The sequence below is a fragment of the Pseudoalteromonas sp. SR41-7 genome (assembly GCF_014163935.1).
Classification (GTDB): Bacteria; Pseudomonadota; Gammaproteobacteria; order Enterobacterales; family Alteromonadaceae; genus Pseudoalteromonas; species Pseudoalteromonas distincta.
The window spans coordinates 134326-153540 of record NZ_JACJEF010000007.1 but is presented as its reverse complement, the minus strand read 5'-3'; the positions used below and the strand labels follow the sequence as shown (position 1 = coordinate 153540).

18 protein-coding genes are annotated in these 19215 nt (G+C 38.9%); 11 read left to right on the top strand and 7 right to left on the bottom strand.

What is annotated here, in order from left to right:
• Positions 1–3: 3 nt before the first annotated feature.
• The 3 genes from odhB (at position 4) to sucD (ending at position 3737) form a co-directional block, all read left to right on the top strand.
• On the top strand, positions 4–1521 hold the full coding sequence (odhB, locus tag H5092_RS11860) for a 2-oxoglutarate dehydrogenase complex dihydrolipoyllysine-residue succinyltransferase (RefSeq protein WP_182733565.1): 1518 nt from the start codon (positions 4–6) through the stop codon (positions 1519–1521).
• A gap of 177 nt (positions 1522–1698) precedes the next feature.
• Positions 1699–2865 carry an ADP-forming succinate--CoA ligase subunit beta gene (sucC, locus tag H5092_RS11855; RefSeq protein WP_002961809.1) on the top strand — a complete coding sequence of 389 codons (1167 nt, stop codon included), beginning with the start codon at positions 1699–1701 and terminating at the stop codon, positions 2863–2865.
• Entirely contained in the window at positions 2865–3737 is an 873-nt protein-coding gene (gene sucD, locus H5092_RS11850; protein WP_002961811.1) for a succinate--CoA ligase subunit alpha, read from the top strand. The genes sucC and sucD overlap by 1 nt, the downstream gene beginning before the upstream one ends.
• 58 nt (positions 3738–3795) lie before the next feature.
• Here the strand turns inward: sucD and H5092_RS11845 are convergent, their stop codons facing one another.
• The gene (locus H5092_RS11845) at positions 3796–4866 is read right to left on the bottom strand and encodes a DUF3083 family protein (RefSeq protein WP_182733564.1); all 1071 of its coding nucleotides are present in this window, start codon (positions 4864–4866) and stop codon (positions 3796–3798) included.
• A 218-nt stretch (positions 4867–5084) separates the two neighbouring features.
• Between H5092_RS11845 and glnS the strand changes: the two genes are divergently transcribed.
• Complete coding sequence (glnS, locus tag H5092_RS11840) at positions 5085–6743, top strand: glutamine--tRNA ligase (protein ID WP_024596870.1); 1659 nt, start codon at positions 5085–5087, stop codon at positions 6741–6743.
• Positions 6744–6854: 111 nt separating this feature from the next.
• Here the strand turns inward: glnS and fur are convergent, their stop codons facing one another.
• From fur to H5092_RS11815, 5 genes are all read right to left on the bottom strand, one after another.
• Complete coding sequence (gene fur, locus H5092_RS11835) at positions 6855–7298, bottom strand: ferric iron uptake transcriptional regulator (RefSeq protein WP_002962922.1); 444 nt, start codon at positions 7296–7298, stop codon at positions 6855–6857.
• Positions 7299–7484: 186 nt separating this feature from the next.
• A complete protein-coding gene (gene fldA / locus H5092_RS11830; protein WP_007586856.1) occupies positions 7485–8012 on the bottom strand; it encodes a flavodoxin FldA in 528 nt (175 codons plus the stop codon).
• Positions 8013–8026: 14 nt separating this feature from the next.
• Positions 8027–8305 (bottom strand): LexA regulated protein, encoded by a 279-nt coding sequence (ybfE, locus tag H5092_RS11825; protein WP_002962928.1) that lies wholly within the window; start codon positions 8303–8305, stop codon positions 8027–8029.
• 2 nt (positions 8306–8307) lie between these two features.
• Positions 8308–8529 (bottom strand): DUF2788 domain-containing protein, encoded by a 222-nt coding sequence (locus H5092_RS11820; RefSeq protein ID WP_002962930.1) that lies wholly within the window; start codon positions 8527–8529, stop codon positions 8308–8310.
• Positions 8530–8624: 95 nt separating this feature from the next.
• Positions 8625–9392 (bottom strand): alpha/beta fold hydrolase, encoded by a 768-nt coding sequence (locus H5092_RS11815; RefSeq protein WP_002962931.1) that lies wholly within the window; start codon positions 9390–9392, stop codon positions 8625–8627.
• 220 nt (positions 9393–9612) lie between these two features.
• Between H5092_RS11815 and seqA the strand changes: the two genes are divergently transcribed.
• From seqA to H5092_RS11780, 7 genes are all read left to right on the top strand, one after another.
• Entirely contained in the window at positions 9613–10209 is a 597-nt protein-coding gene (gene seqA / locus H5092_RS11810; protein ID WP_182711206.1) for a replication initiation negative regulator SeqA, read from the top strand.
• A 9-nt stretch (positions 10210–10218) separates the two neighbouring features.
• Entirely contained in the window at positions 10219–11856 is a 1638-nt protein-coding gene (gene pgm / locus H5092_RS11805; RefSeq protein ID WP_182733563.1) for a phosphoglucomutase (alpha-D-glucose-1,6-bisphosphate-dependent), read from the top strand.
• 119 nt (positions 11857–11975) lie between these two features.
• A complete protein-coding gene (gene astE, locus H5092_RS11800) occupies positions 11976–13028 on the top strand; it encodes a succinylglutamate desuccinylase (RefSeq protein WP_182733562.1) in 1053 nt (350 codons plus the stop codon).
• A 265-nt stretch (positions 13029–13293) separates the two neighbouring features.
• Positions 13294–14508 carry a thiamine pyrophosphate-dependent dehydrogenase E1 component subunit alpha gene (locus H5092_RS11795; RefSeq protein ID WP_182671603.1) on the top strand — a complete coding sequence of 405 codons (1215 nt, stop codon included), beginning with the start codon at positions 13294–13296 and terminating at the stop codon, positions 14506–14508.
• On the top strand, positions 14508–15485 hold the full coding sequence (locus tag H5092_RS11790) for an alpha-ketoacid dehydrogenase subunit beta (protein ID WP_182733561.1): 978 nt from the start codon (positions 14508–14510) through the stop codon (positions 15483–15485). Before H5092_RS11795 ends, H5092_RS11790 begins: the two co-directional genes overlap by 1 nt.
• Before the next feature lie 8 nt (positions 15486–15493).
• Positions 15494–17080 (top strand): dihydrolipoyllysine-residue acetyltransferase, encoded by a 1587-nt coding sequence (locus tag H5092_RS11785; protein ID WP_182733560.1) that lies wholly within the window; start codon positions 15494–15496, stop codon positions 17078–17080.
• 418 nt (positions 17081–17498) lie between these two features.
• Positions 17499–17864 (top strand): DUF805 domain-containing protein, encoded by a 366-nt coding sequence (locus H5092_RS11780; RefSeq protein WP_165723473.1) that lies wholly within the window; start codon positions 17499–17501, stop codon positions 17862–17864.
• A gap of 61 nt (positions 17865–17925) precedes the next feature.
• On the opposite strand, the gene H5092_RS11775 is transcribed toward H5092_RS11780, so the two are convergent.
• Complete coding sequence (locus tag H5092_RS11775) at positions 17926–19095, bottom strand: putative manganese transporter (RefSeq protein WP_182733559.1); 1170 nt, start codon at positions 19093–19095, stop codon at positions 17926–17928.
• Between the last annotated feature and the right edge of the window lie 120 nt (positions 19096–19215).

Here is a 19215-nt window from a genome sequence, read left to right as displayed (position 1 = left end):
GCAATGAGCACAGAAATTAAAGTTCCTGTTCTTCCTGAGTCGGTTGCAGATGCTACCGTTGCTACATGGCATGTAAGTGTTGGCGACAAAGTAACTCGCGATCAAAACTTAGTAGACATTGAAACAGATAAAGTGGTTTTAGAAGTTGTTGCACAGCATGACGGTGTAATTACAGAAATATCACAAGAAGAAGGTGCAACCGTACTTGGCGATCAAGTTATGGGTTTACTTGGTGATGCTGATGCAGCGCCAGCAAGTGAAGGTTCATCTAAAGAAGAATCAGCACCAGCTAAATCAGAAGACGCGCCAGCGGCGCAATCAGCACCAGCATCAGAAGGTAAAGAAGTGGACATTAAAGTACCTGTACTTCCAGAATCAGTTGCAGACGCAACAATTGCTACATGGCATGTACAACCAGGTGACGCAGTAACACGCGACCAAAACTTGGTAGATATTGAAACAGATAAAGTTGTTCTTGAAGTAGTAGCTCAAGAAGATGGCATCATGGGTGATATCATTCACAACGAAGGCGATACTGTACTAGGCGAGCAAGTAATTGGTTCGGTTAAAGCAGGCGGTGCACCAGCGGCTCCAGCTGCAAAAGCAGACGAAACGCCAGCAGCAGATTCTAGCGAAAGTTCAGATGTGTTAACACCATCAGTTCGTCGTTTAATTGCTGAGAAAGGCTTAGACGCTTCTAAAATTAACGGCACGGGTAAAAATGGCCGTGTAACTAAAGAAGACGTTGATACGTTCTTAAAAGCACCAGCGCCAACGGCTAAAAAAGCAGAAGCTTCTGCTCCTGCAGCACCGATGGGCGATCGTACTCAAAAACGTGTTCCTATGACTCGCCTACGTAAAACGATTGCTACACGTCTTCTTGAAGCTAAAAATTCAACTGCAATGTTAACAACATTCAACGAAGTGAACATGGAACCAATCATGAGCCTTCGTAAGCAGTACCAAGAAGTATTTGAAAAGCGTCATGGCATTCGTTTAGGTTTCATGTCTTTCTACGTGAAAGCGGTAACTGAAGCACTTAAACGCTTCCCAGATGTTAATGCATCAATTGATGGTGACGATATTGTTTACCATAACTATTTTGATATCAGCATTGCAGTATCTACTCCACGTGGTCTAGTTACTCCAGTACTTAAAGATTGTGACAAACTATCTGTTGCTGAAATCGAAAAGGGTATTCGTGAATTAGCACTTAAAGGTCGTGATGGTAAGCTAACGCTTGCAGATATGACCGGTGGTAATTTCACTATTACTAATGGCGGCGTATTTGGTTCATTACTATCTACACCTATCATTAACTTGCCACAGTCTTCAATTTTGGGTATGCATAAAATCCAAGACCGTCCGATGGCTGTAAATGGTAAAGTAGAAATACTTCCTATGATGTATTTAGCTCTTTCTTATGACCACCGTATCATTGATGGTAAAGAATCAGTTGGTTTCTTAGTGACTATTAAAGAGTTACTTGAAGATCCAACTCGCTTATTGCTAGATGTTTAATCTAGTTGTATGAAATGTAAGCTGTGAATGAACATTCACAGCTTTTTTTTTGCGCCTTTGGTCTTACTGGGGTTTTCATGTTAAGCCTTGGGATCTATACTAGGTGCGCAATTTGGGATAGTTGTTTATTTGAAAAAATATTCAGCTCTTTTAGTATAAAAAATTGGATAAAGCATCATGAATTTGCATGAGTATCAGGCAAAACAACTTTTTGCCGAATATGGTTTACCAGTTTCTCAGGGTTTCGCTTGCGATACACCTGAAGAAGCTGCAGCAGCTGCTGAAAAAATCGGCGGTGATATGTGGGTTGTTAAAACTCAGGTTCACGCAGGTGGACGTGGTAAAGCTGGCGGTGTAAAGCTAGTAAAAACTATCGACGAAGTAAAAGCGTTTGCAGCTAACTGGTTGGGTAAAAACCTAGTTACTTACCAAACAGACGAGAAAGGTCAGCCAGTAGCTAAAATTTTAGTTGAAAGCTGTACTGACATTGCTAACGAATTGTACCTAGGTGCAGTAGTTGACCGTGCATCTCGCAAAGTAGTTTTCATGGCGTCTACTGAAGGCGGCGTTGAAATTGAAACTGTTGCAGAAGAAACACCAGAGCTTATCCACAAAGCTGAAATTGATCCATTAGTGGGTCCTCAAGCTTACCAAGCACGTGAACTAGGCTTTAAATTGGGTCTTAACCCAGTACAAATGAAGCAGTTTGTTAAGATCTTTATGGGTCTTGGTAACATGTTTACTGATTTTGATTTCGCACTACTTGAGATCAACCCGTTAGTAATTACAGACGAAGGTAACCTTCACTGTCTTGACGGAAAAATCGGTATTGATGGTAATGCACTTTACCGTCAACCTAAAATCCGTGAGTTCCACGATCCATCTCAAGAAGATGCACGTGAAGCACACGCAGCAAGCTTCGAGCTTAACTACGTTGCTCTAGATGGCAATGTTGGTTGTATGGTTAACGGTGCAGGCCTAGCAATGGGTACTATGGACATCGTAAACCTACACGGCGGCAAACCGGCTAACTTCCTAGATGTTGGCGGCGGCGCGACTAAAGAACGTGTTTCTGAAGCATTCAAAATCATCCTTTCTGACGATAATGTTAAAGCTGTTTTAGTAAACATCTTTGGCGGTATTGTACGTTGTGACATGATTGCTGAAGGTATCATTGGCGCAGTTAAAGAAGTTGGCGTAAATGTACCTGTAGTTGTACGTTTAGAAGGTACTAATGCTGAATTAGGTCGTGAAGTTCTTAAGAACTCAGGTCTAGATATCATTGCTGCTGAATCACTAACAGACGCTGCTGAGAAAGTTGTTGCTGCTGCGGAGGGCAAATAATGTCTGTATTAATCAATAAAGATACAAAAGTTATCTGTCAAGGTTTCACTGGTGGCCAAGGTACTTTCCACTCAGAGCAAGCGCTTGAGTACGGTACACAAATGGTTGGTGGTGTAAGCCCAGGTAAAGGCGGTCAAACGCACCTTGGTCTTCCTGTATTCAACACAGTTCGTGATGCTGTTCAAGAAACTGGCGCAACTGCTTCAGTTATCTACGTACCAGCTCCTTTCTGTAAAGATGCAATCTTAGAAGCTATCGATGCTGGCATCGAGCTGATTGTTTGTATCACTGAAGGTATCCCTACGCTTGATATGGTTGACGTTAAAGTTAAACTAGATCAAACAGGTACTCGTATGATCGGTCCTAACTGTCCAGGTGTTATTACTCCTGGTGAGACTAAGATTGGTATCATGCCTGGTCACATCCACAAACCTGGTAAAGTAGGTATTGTTTCTCGCTCTGGTACTTTAACGTACGAAGCGGTTAAGCAAACTACTGATGCTGGTTTTGGTCAGTCTACGTGTGTTGGTATTGGTGGTGATCCAATCCCAGGTACTAACTTTATCGACGTTCTAGAAATGTTCGAAAAAGATCCACAAACTGAAGCAATCGTAATGATTGGTGAAATTGGTGGTACTGCAGAAGAAGAAGCTGCAGAGTACATCAAAGCTAACGTAACTAAACCTGTAGTATCTTACATTGCTGGTGTTACTGCACCAGAAGGTAAGCGTATGGGTCACGCTGGCGCAATCATCGCAGGCGGTAAAGGTACTGCTGATGAGAAATTTGCTGCATTAGAAGCTGCGGGCGTAAAAACTGTACGTTCACTTGCTGAAATCGGTAAAGCACTTAAAGAGAAAACAGGCTGGTAATTGCTTGTTTCCTCTGAAAAGGCCCGCTTATGCGGGCCTTTTTGTTATTGAGGTAAATTTAGAACGGATAACTAATATGCTGAAAAAAGCGTACAGACAAATCTTGTCGTTGCTTATTTATGGCCAGCTCGTTACATAATGCATGAATTGTTTTCTCTACTTGGTTCATAAAGCGGCCATAACCAATTTCATGTTTATCCTGCTGCGTTGCGACAATAACAAAATGTAGTGTTTCTACTAATTTTGTTGCTTCATAAAAATACTTAATTTGATTTTCATTTGATTCAACATCAAAGCTCAACTTTTGTAACTCTCCATTACCTTCATTTTTATCTATTTTACTGTTTCGGACGATGGGTATTGCGCCATTAGCTACCATTGCACCGTGTGTTAGTTTGTTTTGTTCACATGCGCGTTTAAAACTATCTGCAAAGTAATCATAAAACTTTTCTACATCGTTATTGTTCACCATTGTTTGAAACTGCGTTTTGATGGCCCGAGAAACCGCAATGGTAAATGTTGCGTAAGTCATTTCAGTATAGTCACTAGGAATATTACATTGCCTTGATTGATAACGAGGGTAGAGGCTTCTGAGTTTATATCCATAACTCTCTTTATTTCCCTTATCTTTAGCAAATAAATCGTAAGTTAGATGTTGGTGATCGCGAAGTTTAAATTGGGGCTGATTTATAAATAACTGTTCTTGGAGTAAGTTTAATACTTTTTGCACTCTATTGTGAAACAAAGCTGAGTTTGCACGTAAGTCTTCACCCGTGGCTAAAAACAAGAAACGTATTTTCTTACTTTTTATATCTGGTGAGTAATAAATTTTATGTGCCTCGTGATAACGAGGGTTATAAAAAAACAACATCTGCTTGTCGGTTTCTAGTTGATATGACTCATCATGAAAGCGTACAACCGGTAGTTTATCGTTTGCTAATAAATGTACATTATGCAGTTCATACTCATCACAACATGCAAATAATTGACGCGCAATACGCTCGTAGCAACAGTTTATAGTGCTAAAGCTATTATAAAATGCTTCGTTGGGTATTATTTCAGCCAATAAATAGTGGTTAGCGCGTGCATTAGTTGGAATATATACACGGTGTTGATTAAGTGTCGCCATCTTAGAATCCTTATAAAGTAGGTTATTTAGCTACTATAATTGGCTTTGATGACCTAAATGTTGCGTTAAAACAAATTTTATTCATAAACAATTGAACAAGTGGATTAAAGTTAATCAATATCTAAAATAAACCTTAATCTATTGCTGTATGTTAGTGTATGTTTTTGTAATAATGCATTAGTTTTGTTATTACGTAATATTTAGAGGATCACACTCCTATGGCGGAAATTGAGAATCGCCCAAGTAACTTTATTAGAACCCGAATTGATGAAGACTTAGCAAGTGGCAAACATGCGACAACGCATACACGTTTTCCACCTGAGCCAAATGGTTTTTTACATATTGGCCATGCCAAATCAATTTGTTTGAATTTTGGTATCGCAAAAGACTACAACGGTTTATGTAACCTACGTTTTGACGATACAAACCCTGAAAAAGAAGACATTAACTACGTTAACTCTATTAAAGAGGATGTACAGTGGTTAGGCTTTAATTGGGATGGCGACATAAAGTATTCTTCTAACTATTTTGATACTTTATATGGTTATGCAGTAGAGCTTATTGAAAAAGGCTTAGCGTACGTTTGTTTTTTAACTGCAGACGAAGCACGACAGTACCGCGGTACATTAAAAGAGCCAGGTAAAAACAGTCCTTATAGAGATACTTCAGTTGAAGAAAACCTAGCGTTATTTGAAAAAATGCGCGCTGGCGAATTCAAAGAAGGTGAATGTGTACTGCGTGCTAAAATTGATATGGCAAGCTCATTTATGGTGCTTCGCGATCCAATTATTTACCGTGTACGTTTTGCTCATCATCATCAAACAGCTGACAAGTGGTGCATTTACCCAATGTATGACTTCACTCACTGTATTTCTGATGCGCTTGAAGGTATTACACATTCATTATGTACATTAGAGTTTCAAGATAACCGTCGTTTATACGACTGGGTACTTGATAACATTAGTTTAGAGTGTCACCCACAGCAAATTGAGTTTTCGCGCTTAAATCTTGAATACACTATTATGTCAAAGCGTAAGCTAAATGATTTAGTAGTAAATAACTATGTAGAAGGGTGGGATGACCCTCGTATGCCTACTATTGCAGGTTTACGTCGTCGTGGTTATACACCAGGTTCAATCCGTGAATTTTGTTTGCGTATTGGTGTAACAAAACAAGAGAATATGGTTGAAATGGGCATGCTTGAAGCCTGTATCCGTGAAGACTTAAACGAAAATGCACCACGTGCAATGGCTGTACTCGATCCTGTTAAAATCGTTATTGAAAACTACGATGCAGATAAAGTTGAAACTTTATCAGTGGCTAATCACCCAAATAAAGAAGAAATGGGGCGTCGTGATGTTCCATTTACTCGTGAAATCTATATTGAACGAGAAGACTTTAAAGAAGAAGCGAATAACAAATTCAAACGTTTAGTACTTGATAAAGAAGTACGCTTACGTGGTGCTTATGTTATTAAAGCGCAGCGTGTTGAAAAAGACGAAAATGGCGAAATCACAACTATCTTTTGTACTTACGACAGCGAAACACTTGGTAAAAACCCAAGTGATGGTCGTAAAGTAAAAGGTGTTATTCATTGGGTTTCAGCACCAGAGTCTATTAGTGCAGAAGTTCGTTTATACGACCGCTTGTTTAGCGTACCAAATCCAGCAGCTGCAGAGGAATTTGAAACTACGCTAAACCCGGAGTCACTGGTTGTTTTACCTAATGCTAAATTAGAACCATCGCTTGCTAATTCACAAGCAGAGCAGGGCTTTCAGTTTGAGCGTACAGGTTATTTCTCTCGTGATTCTAAATCAGAGAACGTTGTATTTAATCAAACAGTGGGTCTTCGCGATTCATGGTCTAAAACTCAATAAGTAATACTTAAAATATACCCAGGATTTACTGGGTATATTCAATATTATCGTCTTTTAGGCACAAAAAAAACCTGCACTTAGCAGGTTTTTTTATTGCTTTTAAAAGCGATATTAGCTGTTAGCGTCGCTAAATTCTTTACACGCTGCTTTATCATTACACTCACCGTATAAATACAAAGAATGGTTTGTAAGAGTAATACCATTTTCTTCAGCAATTTCTAGTTGACGACGCTCAATCATGTCATCTTCAAACTCTACCACTTTGCCACATTTCAAACATACTAAATGATCGTGGTGAGTGCTTCCAGAAAGTTCAAATACTGATTTTCCGCCTTCAAAGTGATGACGGCTTACAATACCCGCATCATCAAATTGGTTAAGTACGCGGTATACAGTTGCAAGACCAATTTCTTCACCTAGATCCAAAAGAATTTTGTAAACATCTTCAGCACTGATGTGTTGGTTATCTGGAGATTGTAAAATCTCTAATATTTTAATACGCGGTAAAGTTACTTTTAAACCGGCTTTTTTAAGTTCCAAGTTATGATCAGTCATTAAATCTGTCTCAATTTTATTTGGTTATACTAGACATCTTGCAAAGATGTACACGACACATTAGCAACAAACAGGATAACGTGCCTAAGCGTTAAGTGCAAAGAACAATTGATATATATTGCCACTAAAGCTTAAAACGCTAACTGTTTGATAATTATTTAAACAGCTAGCGATATATGCAGTAAATTAGTCAGCTAATTCACTTAAACACATTTCTTCATATACTTGAGCAGACCATGCTTTAACACGTTGTTCTGTAAGCTCTGGTTGACGGTCTTCGTCGATACCCAAACCTACAAAGTGCTTATCATCAGCCATACCTTTAGACGCTTCAAAGTCATAGCTTTCACTTGGCCAATGGCCCACAACAATAGCGCCACGTTCAGTAACAATATCGTTGATCATGCCCATTGCATCTAAAAAGTACTCAGCGTAATCTTCTTGGTCACCACAACCAAAAATAGCAACAAGTTTACCTTCAAAGTCTACTTCCTCAAGTTCTGGAAAAAAGTCATCCCAGTCACATTGAGCTTCACCGTAGTACCAAGTAGGGATACCGAATAAGATTAAATCAAATTCAGCAATCTCTTCTTTAGAGCTTTTTGCAATATCATGAACAGCCACTAGCTTTTTACCCAATTCTTTTTGGATCATTTTTGCTACGTGTTCTGTGTTACCTGTGTCACTTCCGAAAAAAATGCCTACACTTGCCATGGATTTAAAACCTTTTATGTATCAATAGCCAATCTTTCTTGTAAAATCGTTTCAATCAGCGCACTACGGCTAATATTTTGTGCATCTGCCATATCACTCAATGCTTGATATAACTGCGATGAAACTTTAAATTCAACACGCTTTAAACCACGTGCTTTATCTCTTTTTATTTGATTACGTTTATTTACCTTTAACTGCATATCCCGAGAAAGGGGATTGGTTTTAGGTCTGCCTGGGCGTTTTTCGTATTCAAATAAATCGAGTGTAGTTCTATCTGTTTCTGACTTCGCCATGCTTAACCTACACCTGCGCCTTGCCAAAATACTTGAATAAGCCCTTTAGCAATAAAGCCTGAACAACCTAAAAAGAGCACGCCCCAAACAATGTATTGTCCGAACTTTGGTACATTGCCACTTTTTAGTACGTCTTTAATTGCCATGCCGATGAATATGAAAATACCGGCTAAGCCAAAATACAACCCTAGGGTATCAAATTCGTTAATTAACTGACTGACCATCAACGTATAACCTTTAAATTAAACGGCGCGTACTATAGCATATAAATATTCATATATTTAGTGCGCTGAATTAAAAACACGCGATTAAAATTGCTTTAAACCGCAGTTAAAAAGTCATTTATCGCTTTATTAACAGCAAGAGGCTTTTGAGCATGAAGCCAATGACCTGCGCCATGAATAATTTTAGCCTTGGTGTTTTTAAAGCGTGCTGTAATTGCAGTACGATGCTCGGGCAATATATAGTCAGAATCATTACCTTTGATGAAAAGAGTATCGCATAAACAAGAATTGTTTTCATTAACATTGGACGTGATTGTCGAATATTTTTCGTCAAGCACATTTAGGTTAAATCGCCATGCAAAATGACCTTCTTCATTTTTAGCGAGGCTTTTAAGTAAAAACTGTCGAACCCCCAGCTCTTCAATATAAGGCTGCATAATTGCATCAGCTTGCTTTCTATCGTCTATTGACTGCGTTGAAACTGCTTTTAATGCTTGTAATATTTTTGTGTGGCGAGCAGGGTAACTAACAGGTGCGATATCAAGTACAACCAATTTATTTACCAGTTCAGGGTGTGTTAGTGCTAATTCCATTGCGACTTTCCCACCCATAGAATGCCCAACTAAATGAGCTTTATCTATGTTTAAATGTGCTAATAACTCGACAATATCTTGAGCCATTGCAGGGTAGTTCATTTCATCACTATGAGGAGAAAGCCCGTGGTTGCGTAAATCAACGTTAATAACATTAAAGTGCTCACTTAATGGTTTTGCGATTACATTTAGGTTTTCTAATGATCCAAAAAGTCCGTGGATCAAAATAACATTAGGGCCTTGCCCTTGTTGCTTGTAATTTAACTGCATACACGCCTCCTGAAAATTTCGCCATAGTTTGCCGAGCATTGCTCTAAAAAGCAAAAAATACAGCGACTATTTATTAAATTGGGCTTTTGTTTGTTAAATCAACAACAATCTAGTAAATATTAATATGTTTACGGGAGTGCTTGTTGTAACTCGCATTTCTGATTGGTTTGGGTATAATCACACGGGAGAAAAAAATGTGACCCGTAATGACAGGAAGAACATGAAACAAATCGACATAGACGACGAGTTATATCAGTATATTGCAAGCAATACGCAAAGTATTGGTGAAAGTGCATCCACTATTTTACGTCGTTTATTAAATCTGAGCGGCGAAAAAATTCAAACCGCAAACGTAGAACTAACTCAAAATAATCAAACTGCGACTACGTCTACCGCCACATTAAAAAGCTCAGAGCTACCTGCTGCTGAGACTGCAAAAAAACAAACGCCTGTAGCTCACGCACCCGTGAAGCAAAAAAGCGATAATGTTTTTAATGTATTAAATAAAGAAGAGCTGGCAATGCAGAAGGGTGTTGTTGGGCGCTTTTTGTTTATTTTAAGTGCATTTTACCGCACACATAAAACTGATTTTTCGGCTGTACTAGATATTAAAGGGCGTGACCGTGTTTACTTTGCTACTAGTAAAGAAGCCTTAGTAAATAGCGGTAGTAGTATGAACCCTAAAAACATAACTGATAGTGAATATTGGGTTATGACAAATTCTAATACAACGCGTAAAAAAATGATGCTTCATGAAGTTGCTCTTTGCCTTGGATATAGTGCAGAGCAAGCTGAAAAAATTCGCGATTACCTGTAAGGAAATATAATGGCTATTCACTCAGGCGCAGGCAAAACTGCTCCACAATCAGCACTGGTTAACGTACCTAAATTAGTATCTGCGTATTACTTAAACGAACCTGATCTTGAACAAAATCCAGAGCATTGTGTTGCTTTTGGTACATCAGGCCACCGTGGTTGTTCTTACGATGTTAAATTTAACGAGTCACACATTTTAGCGATTACTCAGGCTATTTGTGATTATAGAAAACAAAATGATATTTTTGGTCCGTTATTTTTAGGTAAAGACACACACGCACTGAGTGAGGCTGCATTTAATTCAGCTATTGAAGTTTTAGTTGCTAACGAAGTGCAAGTGATAACGCAAGAAAACGGTGACTTTACACCAACGCCAGTTATCAGCCACGCCATAGTTAGCCATAACAAGCTGCACCCAAATGAGCTTGCAGACGGGATTGTTGTTACGCCTTCACATAACCCTCCTGAAGATGGTGGCTTTAAATACAATCCACCTAATGGCGGACCTGCTGATACCGACGTCACTAAGTGGATTGAAGACAGAGCAAATCAACTTTTATTAGAAGACTTGGTTGAAGTTGAGTTATTCCCATTCGCTAAAGCTTCACGTTCAGGCTTTATTCGCTACGAAGATTTAATGACTCCTTATATTGATGATTTAGCAAATATCGTTAATTTAAAAGCCGTTAGCGATGCAGGTATCAAAATTGGTATCGATCCACTAGGTGGTTCAGGTATTAATTTTTGGCCTGTTATTGCTAAAAAATATAATTTAGATTTAACCGTCGTTAATGATGTTGTTGACCCACGTTTTGCTTTTATGCCACTTGATAAAGATGGCAAAATTCGTATGGATTGTTCATCACCTTATTCAATGGCAAACCTTATTGCATTAAAAGATGACTTTGATGTGTCTATTGGTAACGACCCTGACTACGATCGCCACGGTATTGTAACGCCAGATGGTTTAATGAATCCAAACCACTTTTTAGCAGTGGCAATTGATTACTTACTTAAACACCGTGATTGGAATGAAACAGTAGAGATTGGTAAAACACTGGTTTCTAGCTCTATGATCGATAAAGTAGCAGCGCGCAATAATCGAAAAGTAAAAGAAGTACCCGTAGGCTTTAAATGGTTTGTTGAAGGCTTAAGCAAAGGCAAGCTTGCATTTGGTGGCGAAGAAAGCGCAGGTGCTGCATTCTTACGTTTTGATGGCTCTTTATGGTGTACAGATAAAGACGGCTTTATTATGGGACTACTTGCTGCAGAAATACTTGCAGTAACAGGTAAAACTCCATCAGCGCTTTATAAAGAACTAGAACAAGAGTTTGGTTCTCCAATTTATAAACGCCTTGATGCACCGGCCTCAAGCGGCCAAAAGTCACGTTTAAAAGCATTAAGTGCTTCTGATGTTAAAGCAGATACACTTGCTGGTGAACCTATTTTGCAAAAACTGACTCATGCACCAGGTAACGATGCGGCAATTGGTGGTTTAAAAGTGGTCACTGAAAATGGCTGGTTTGCAGCGCGTCCATCAGGTACTGAAGATATTTATAAAATATACCTTGAATCATTTAAAGGTGAAGAGCATTTAGCGTTACTTGAAAAAGAAGCTAAAAAGCTTGTAGATTCAGTTATAAGCTAACTTAATCTAATAATTTTAAAACGGCTGATTTATTCAGCCGTTTTTGTTTCTATACCTCTACCTTATGCATATATATGCATAAGAGTTTACTCTCACATTATTTTTAAAGGGCTTATTACATGTCAGCCAATCCATCTTACTTAAATGAATTAAAACAAACGGGCGATTTTTTAACGCTTAGTCGTGACAACGAATGGCATTTAGATGCAGGTGAATTTGTTTTAGATAATGGAACTCGTGTAAATATACACGATACCGGTGTAATTGAGTTTCAACCTGCTGTTAAAACAAGCAAAGATGTAATTTATTCAAGCGCTGTACACGGTAACGAAACTGCGCCAATTGAAATTTGTGATACGCTCATTAAACAAATTATAAAAGGTGAGCTAGTCCTTAAGCAGCGTGTTTTATTTATTTATGGTAATCCACAATCAATTAATATTGGCCTGCGTTTTGTAGAAGAAAACTTAAATAGATTATTTAATGGTCACCATACAGTTGAAGGTGTACCAATGAATAATGAACGAAACCGCGCTGCAAAGCTTGAGCAATACGTAAGTGACTTTTATGCCCGTGGCCAGCAAGGCAGTAGCCGATGTCATTACGACTTACACACTGCAATTAGAGGCTCTAAAAACGAAAAATTTGCTGTGTATCCATTTTTACATGGTAAGCCATGGAAAAAGTCACAGTTACAATTTTTATTGAGCTGTGGTGTAAATACCGTACTTATGATGAAATCACCCGCAACAACGTTTAGCTATTATTCGTCGTTTGTTCATGGTGCAGACTCGTTTACGGTAGAGCTGGGTCAGGTTAAGCCATTTGGCCAAAATGATATGGCCCGCTTTGAAAAAACAAAGCAAACATTAACTGCATTAATTAGCCAAAATGAAGTTAAATACCCTGATTTTAATGCAAGTGAGTTTGAGTTATTTGCAGTGCACCGCACAATTAATAGAACAAAGGATGATTTTAGTTTTCCTTTTTCTGATGATGCTGAGAACTTTACTGGCTTTGCGAAAGGTGAACTACTTGCAACCGACGGTGATACAGCGATTTACGCTGACGTTGAAGGTGAGGCTATTATATTTCCAAATGCGAGCGTAGCATTAGGTCAAAGAGCACTGCTTACTGTTATTCCAATGGATATTGATAGCAATTTCGTCTAATTAAACTCATCAGACCACTGGTAGCTTCAAGTTAACTATATGATTACTATTAATTAAAGTAACCGTATCGTTAACTTGCCACTTATTTAACTTGTATTTGCTTTTGTTTCGTCCCAGATGTGTTGAATAACACTTTACGTTAACGTAAAGTGTTGGCAGCTTTAATTAAAGATAGTGCAGATGTTGCAAAGTTTAACCAGCAACAATCACCCACAATAATAATTTAAAGGGGCACTGTTTTACCGACAACAAAAGAAGGTAGGTTATGAGTAATCCAAATAACGTATCGCTGAATATTAACCACGAGCTTGAATTTATTGATGGCCAAGCACTTAATATTCCAACCCTTAGTATTTTAACTGAGGACGGCGACATTCATCCTAGTGCAACCGCACCTGATATTTCAAAACATACCGCTATTAAGTTATATGAAACAATGCGTTTTATACGTTTGTTAGATGAACGTATGCAAGGCGCGCAGCGCCAAGGTCGTGTTAGTTTTTATATGCAATGCCTAGGCGAAGAAGCCGCAGTTACAGCCTCTGCTGCTGCACTTGATCAAGACGATATGATCATGGCTCAATATCGTGAACAAGCTGCACTACATTATCGTGGTTTTACGCTTGATCAATTTATGAACCAAATGTTCTCAAATGAATTGGATTTAGGTAAAGGTCGCCAAATGCCAATACATTATGGCTCTAAAGCGCTAAACTACATGACGATTTCATCGCCACTGGGTACGCAAATACCACAGGCCACAGGTTATGCATATGGTCAAAAAATAAAGCATATCGACGCTAAAACAGGTGAGCTTGCAAGCACAATTGATAACGTGACTATTTGTTACTTTGGTGAAGGTGCTGCATCAGAAGGTGACTTTCATGCGGGCTTAAATATGGCGGCTGTTCACAAAGCGCCGGTTATATTTTTTGCACGTAATAACGGCTATGCCATATCTACCCCTGCTGATGAACAGTTTAAAGGCGATGGTATTGCGTCGCGTGGTGTAGGTTATGGTATTAAAACAATTCGTGTTGATGGCACAGATGCACTTGCTGTGTATGCAGCGACCAAAAAAGCACGCGAAATAGCCTCAACACAAGGTGAGCCTGTACTTATTGAATCGATTGCTTATCGATTAGGCGCGCATTCTACATCAGACGATCCCAGTGGTTATCGCTCTAAAGATGAAGAGGCAAATAATCAAATCTGTCCTATTGATAAATTTAGAAAATGGTTGGTCAAGCAAGATTGGTTAAACGAAGAAGACGATATAAAAGCAAAAGAGTCGATTCGTGAAGAAATTTTAGCAGCGCTTAAGCGTGCTGAAGTTGTTGACAAGCCCGCTTTAGAAGAATTGGTATCTGACGTTTACGATACACCAATTCCATTATTGCAACGTCAGTACGAGCAATTAAAAGAACATATAAAACAGCATCCAGATGCTTACCCAGTAACTGCAGGGAGAATTAAGTAATGGCTAAAATGAACATGCTCCACGCAATTAACTCTGCCCTCGATATTACGATGAACGAACACCCTCAAGCCTGTATTTTTGGCGAAGATGTTGGTTACTTCGGTGGTGTATTTAGAGCAACATCAGGTTTGCAAGAAAAGTACGGTAAGCATCGCGTTTTTAATACGCCTTTAACCGAACAAGGTATTTTAGGCTTTGCTAATGGTTTAGCGGCATTTGGTGCGCCTGCATTGGCAGAAATTCAATTTGCTGATTATATTTTCCCAGCGTTTGATCAAATAGTAAATGAAGCCGCTAAATTTCGTTATCGCAGTGGTAATGAATTTAATGTAGGTAACTTAACTATTCGTACGCCTTATGGCGGTGGTATTGCTGGTGGCTTATATCACTCGCAATCACCCGAAGCTTATTTTGCACATACACCGGGCTTAAAAGTGGTTGTACCGCGTAACCCTTATCAAGCTAAGGGTTTATTACGTGCCTCTATTAAAGATGATAACCCTGTCATATTTTTTGAGCCTAAGCGTTTATATCGTGCATCAACAGGCGAAGTGCCAGAAGAAGATTATAGTATTGAATTAGGCACGGCTGAAGTAGTACAAGAGGGTACCGATATTACGCTTTTAGCGTGGGGTGCTCAAATGGAGATTATTGAAGAGGTAGCACAGCAAGCAAGCGAGCAAGGTATAAGCTGTGAAGTAATAGATCTTCGTAGTATTTTACCATGGGATGTTGAAACGATTGCTAAATCGGTTATTAAAACCGGCCGTTTAATCGTGAGCCATGAAGCGCCTATAACTAATGGCTTTGGTGCCGAGATAGCAGCAACAATACAACAAGAGTGTTTCTTGCATTTAGAGTCGCCAATTTTACGTGTATGTGGTCTAGATACACCATACCCGTTGGCACTTGAAAAAGAATACGTACCGGACGCACTAAAAGTGTTGGCTGCAATTAAACAATCAATGGATTTTTAGGGGTTACCATGGCGAAAGATTTTATATTACCCGATATTGGTGAAGGCATTGTTGAATGCGAAGTTGTTGAGTGGCTAGTTCAAGAGGGTGATACCGTATCTGAGGATCAGCCAATTTGTGATGTGATGACAGACAAAGCATTAGTACAAATTCCGGCAGTGCATGATGGCATTATTACAAAGCTATATTATCAAAAAGGTGAAATTGCTAAAGTACATGCTCCTTTATTTGCTATGGATGTAACTGGTGATAGTACGAGTAATGAAGTAGTAGAAGAGCCAGTTCAAGCTGAAAATCAAACTAATAACAATGCATCTGATGTAGTTGAGGACTTTATACTACCAGATATTGGTGAAGGTATTGTCGAATGTGAGATTGTTGATTGGTTAGTCGCAGAAGGCGATGAAATAGAAGAAGACCAAGCGGTTTGTGACGTAATGACCGACAAAGCATTAGTACAAATTCCGGCAAAATATACAGGCACAGTAAAAAAACTATATTACCAAAAAGGTGAAATAGCAAAAGTACATAGCCCGTTGTTTCAAATGACAATTGCAGGCAGTGCAGTAAAGCCAAATGTTGATATAAACCAAGCGGTCGTAAAGGCTCAAACTAATGCCGTCGCTGAAAAAGTTGCCTCTGTTAAAACGCAGCAAGCTGCAAAGGTTATCAATCAAAAAGCGGTGGCGTCGCCTGCAGTTCGTCGTAAAGCACGTGAGCTAGATGTTGATTTAACGTGCGTACCAGGTAGTGGAAAAAATGGACGTATTTACAAGCAAGATATTGAAGAGTTTGTAAAAGGCGAAGTGCCAAATACTATTGATACTTCACCGCTTAATAGCGATGCTTCTCAAAGTGCAGTACAAAACCAAACACAGAATCAAAGCGGTGGCGTACGAGTAGAGCAAATTAAAGGCATTAAAGCGGCCATGGCCAAGCAAATGGTGGCTTCGGTTTCAACTATTCCGCACTTTACTTTTAGTGATGAAATCGACTTAACACAGCTTATAGCTTTGCGAAGCTCCTTAAAAGAGCAGTACAAAGCACAAGGCGTTAAGCTCACCATGATGCCATTTTTTGTAAAAGCACTCTCGCTAGCAATGAAAGAGTACCCTGTACTGAATTCAAAAGTGAATGATGATTGCTCAGAGCTTACCTATTATAACGATCATAATATTGGTATAGCGGTTGATTCAAAAATTGGCTTGTTAGTGCCTAATATTAAGTCGTGCCAGAGTAAGAGTGTTGTTGATGTGGCTAATGATTTAACCCGCTTAACTCATTCTGCGCGAGAAGGGCGTGTTGCACCGGATGATTTAAAAGGAGGGACGATTAGCATCTCTAATATTGGTGCAATTGGCGGCACTATCGCAACCCCCATCATTAATAAACCAGAAGTGGCTATTGTTGCATTGGGTAAACTGCAGCACTTACCGCGTTTTGATGAAAGTGGCCAAGTTGTGAGTAAAGCTATTATGCAAGTGAGTTGGTCTGGCGATCATCGCGTTATTGATGGCGGCACTATTGCACGCTTTAATAACCTATGGAAATCGTACTTAGAAAACCCATCGGCAATGATGATGGCAATGAGTTAATAATATAATTGTTTAAACCTAGGGCGTGTTGATCTTTGATGATTGAATTTGCAGCAGTATGTTTGGTTTTTAGGCAAGGCAGAGCCTATGAAGTGTGGTTACTCCCCATAAGTAGGCGATAACGCAGCATAAAAGCCAAACATGCGCTGCCCTTCGGGTTCTGCCTAGGGGCGATAAACTCTTTGTTGCTCGGTTTTTACTTAGCCCACTAGGTTACAAACCTCGCGCCGCGATTAAATCGCCCCTAGATTGAACAAATTACAATCCGCAAAGGTCAACACGCCCTAATAAAAAAACCAGCAATTTGCTGGTTTTTTGTTTTAAATGAGTCTGTTTTTATTTAAGATACATGTGTTACTAAAAAGTAATAAAGTTAACCCCGTTAGGGAATATAAAAAAATAACACTAAGGAAATTTCATGGAACATTATATGAACGCGCTTCGCAGCTACGCGGATTTTTCAGGCCGTAATCGTCGTAAAGCATATTGGATGTTTGTATTATTTAACTTCATTTTTTCGGTAGTTTGTAATGCGATTGATGGTGTACTAGGTACAATGTTCATTGGCTCTATTTATAGCTTAGCGCTATTAATTCCTGGCTTAAGTGCTGGTGCACGTCGCCTTCATGATACTGGTCGTTCAGGCTGGTGGCAGTTACTTTGGTTAGTGCCAGTAATTGGTTGGATTGTTTTAATTGTTTTTCTTGCACAAAACTCACATGAAGGTGAGAACGATTATGGCCCAAATCCAAAAGAACTAGCTGCAGAGCCAGCAGCCGTATAAATAAAATAAGTTAACATCCTAAAAGCTCAGCAATAGCTGAGCTTTTTTGTTTATGGCAATTTTAACTTAAAAAGTAAAGGCCATAGCCAACGGCCAAAGCAGGAATAGATGTATACACAGTCGCAATTACAGCCGCTTTGGGTGCCATTGCAATTGCAGGAAATAACGCATCACCATCGTTAGATATTGCATTAGCAGTTAATGCGCTAAATGGAATGATCCCCTGAATATATAACGTAGTAACAATTATTTGCGGACCACAACCTGGTAAAAAACCAATCACCACAGCAATAAGTGGGGCTAAATAAGCATAATGTGCAAACCAGTTTTTTAAATCAAGCCCTGCAATATTTACTAAAATCTCAAACAACATAAACGATGCCACTACCCATGCGGTCACAAAGTGTGTGTCTTGAAGTACTTTAATAATTTTAGAAGGTGGATTACATTCATCGTCTTCTGAGGTTACTTCTTTATAGCTTTCACCTTTAGAAGAATACGCCCATATAGTTACAGTAAATAACGCCATTGCAGCACCAAAAATACTAATACTTGTGCCTGTGTATTTTCCAAATTGATCAAAGTCGACATTAAATGCAATTAAAAAAGCAATAATGAGGCTTGGAATAATAGCGAACATCCAAACGGGTTTGCTTATTTTAATTATACGAGTTGGCAATACTTTAACTTGGTGTTTTTGTTCTTGCTTTGTTGGGCGTAAAAAGTCTTTTGCATGAAGGGCGTTTACTATAACACCACAAAGCGTGCCTACTACTAAGCCAATGGCCATTATGGTTAAACCTTCAGTAGGGCGAGTGGCAAGGATTAAAAATGCGGCATCTCCCATTGTAGCTGTTAAAACAGCAACAATAGCCCCAAAACTTGCTTGGCCTTTTGTAAACTGGGTAACCACTATTATTGCACCACCACATCCAGGAAGGGCACCTAAAACGGCAGCAAAAAATATTTCTAATACCGGCGATTTAGCACTTAAATAACTAAGCTCTAATTGAGGTAAATGCTCTATGGCGTAGTAATAAATTAATAATGTAGCAGCAACAAATACGCTAACTTGAAAAAAAGCATCACTTAGTGCTGTTATTGTAATTTCACGAAGTGATGGCACAGCTAAGCATACCAGTAAAAAAAGTGGTAATAATAAACGTTTATTTTGGCTAACAAAGCGTTTAGAAGCGGGCGTAATAAATCCTATTTGAGAGAGTAAAATCATACAGTGTTACCAATTAAATAAACTTAGTAACACTGTATATTTTAATTAAATGATAATCAATATCATTTACATCTATTTAAATCGATTACTCTCTTTGAGTTTTTCGATGTTAAACCAATG

What these genes read in the sequence shown, in the direction of transcription:
- sucC (WP_002961809.1), top strand. Translation starts at nt 1,699, where the DNA reads ATGAATTTGCATGAGTATCAGGCAAAACAACTTTTTGCCGAATATGGT.
- H5092_RS11815 (WP_002962931.1), bottom strand. Translation starts at nt 9,392, where the DNA reads ATGCAGTTAAATTACAAGCAACAAGGGCAAGGCCCTAATGTTATTTTG.
- fur (WP_002962922.1), bottom strand. Translation starts at nt 7,298, where the DNA reads ATGACTGATCATAACTTGGAACTTAAAAAAGCCGGTTTAAAAGTAACT.
- odhB (WP_182733565.1), top strand. Translation starts at nt 4, where the DNA reads ATGAGCACAGAAATTAAAGTTCCTGTTCTTCCTGAGTCGGTTGCAGAT.
- fldA (WP_007586856.1), bottom strand. Translation starts at nt 8,012, where the DNA reads ATGGCAAGTGTAGGCATTTTTTTCGGAAGTGACACAGGTAACACAGAA.
- H5092_RS11775 (WP_182733559.1), bottom strand. Translation starts at nt 19,095, where the DNA reads ATGATTTTACTCTCTCAAATAGGATTTATTACGCCCGCTTCTAAACGC.
- H5092_RS11795 (WP_182671603.1), top strand. Translation starts at nt 13,294, where the DNA reads ATGAGTAATCCAAATAACGTATCGCTGAATATTAACCACGAGCTTGAA.
- astE (WP_182733562.1), top strand. Translation starts at nt 11,976, where the DNA reads ATGTCAGCCAATCCATCTTACTTAAATGAATTAAAACAAACGGGCGAT.
- H5092_RS11845 (WP_182733564.1), bottom strand. Translation starts at nt 4,866, where the DNA reads ATGGCGACACTTAATCAACACCGTGTATATATTCCAACTAATGCACGC.
- H5092_RS11785 (WP_182733560.1), top strand. Translation starts at nt 15,494, where the DNA reads ATGGCGAAAGATTTTATATTACCCGATATTGGTGAAGGCATTGTTGAA.
- H5092_RS11780 (WP_165723473.1), top strand. Translation starts at nt 17,499, where the DNA reads ATGGAACATTATATGAACGCGCTTCGCAGCTACGCGGATTTTTCAGGC.
- H5092_RS11790 (WP_182733561.1), top strand. Translation starts at nt 14,508, where the DNA reads ATGGCTAAAATGAACATGCTCCACGCAATTAACTCTGCCCTCGATATT.
- H5092_RS11820 (WP_002962930.1), bottom strand. Translation starts at nt 8,529, where the DNA reads ATGGTCAGTCAGTTAATTAACGAATTTGATACCCTAGGGTTGTATTTT.
- glnS (WP_024596870.1), top strand. Translation starts at nt 5,085, where the DNA reads ATGGCGGAAATTGAGAATCGCCCAAGTAACTTTATTAGAACCCGAATT.
- sucD (WP_002961811.1), top strand. Translation starts at nt 2,865, where the DNA reads ATGTCTGTATTAATCAATAAAGATACAAAAGTTATCTGTCAAGGTTTC.
- pgm (WP_182733563.1), top strand. Translation starts at nt 10,219, where the DNA reads ATGGCTATTCACTCAGGCGCAGGCAAAACTGCTCCACAATCAGCACTG.
- ybfE (WP_002962928.1), bottom strand. Translation starts at nt 8,305, where the DNA reads ATGGCGAAGTCAGAAACAGATAGAACTACACTCGATTTATTTGAATAC.
- seqA (WP_182711206.1), top strand. Translation starts at nt 9,613, where the DNA reads ATGAAACAAATCGACATAGACGACGAGTTATATCAGTATATTGCAAGC.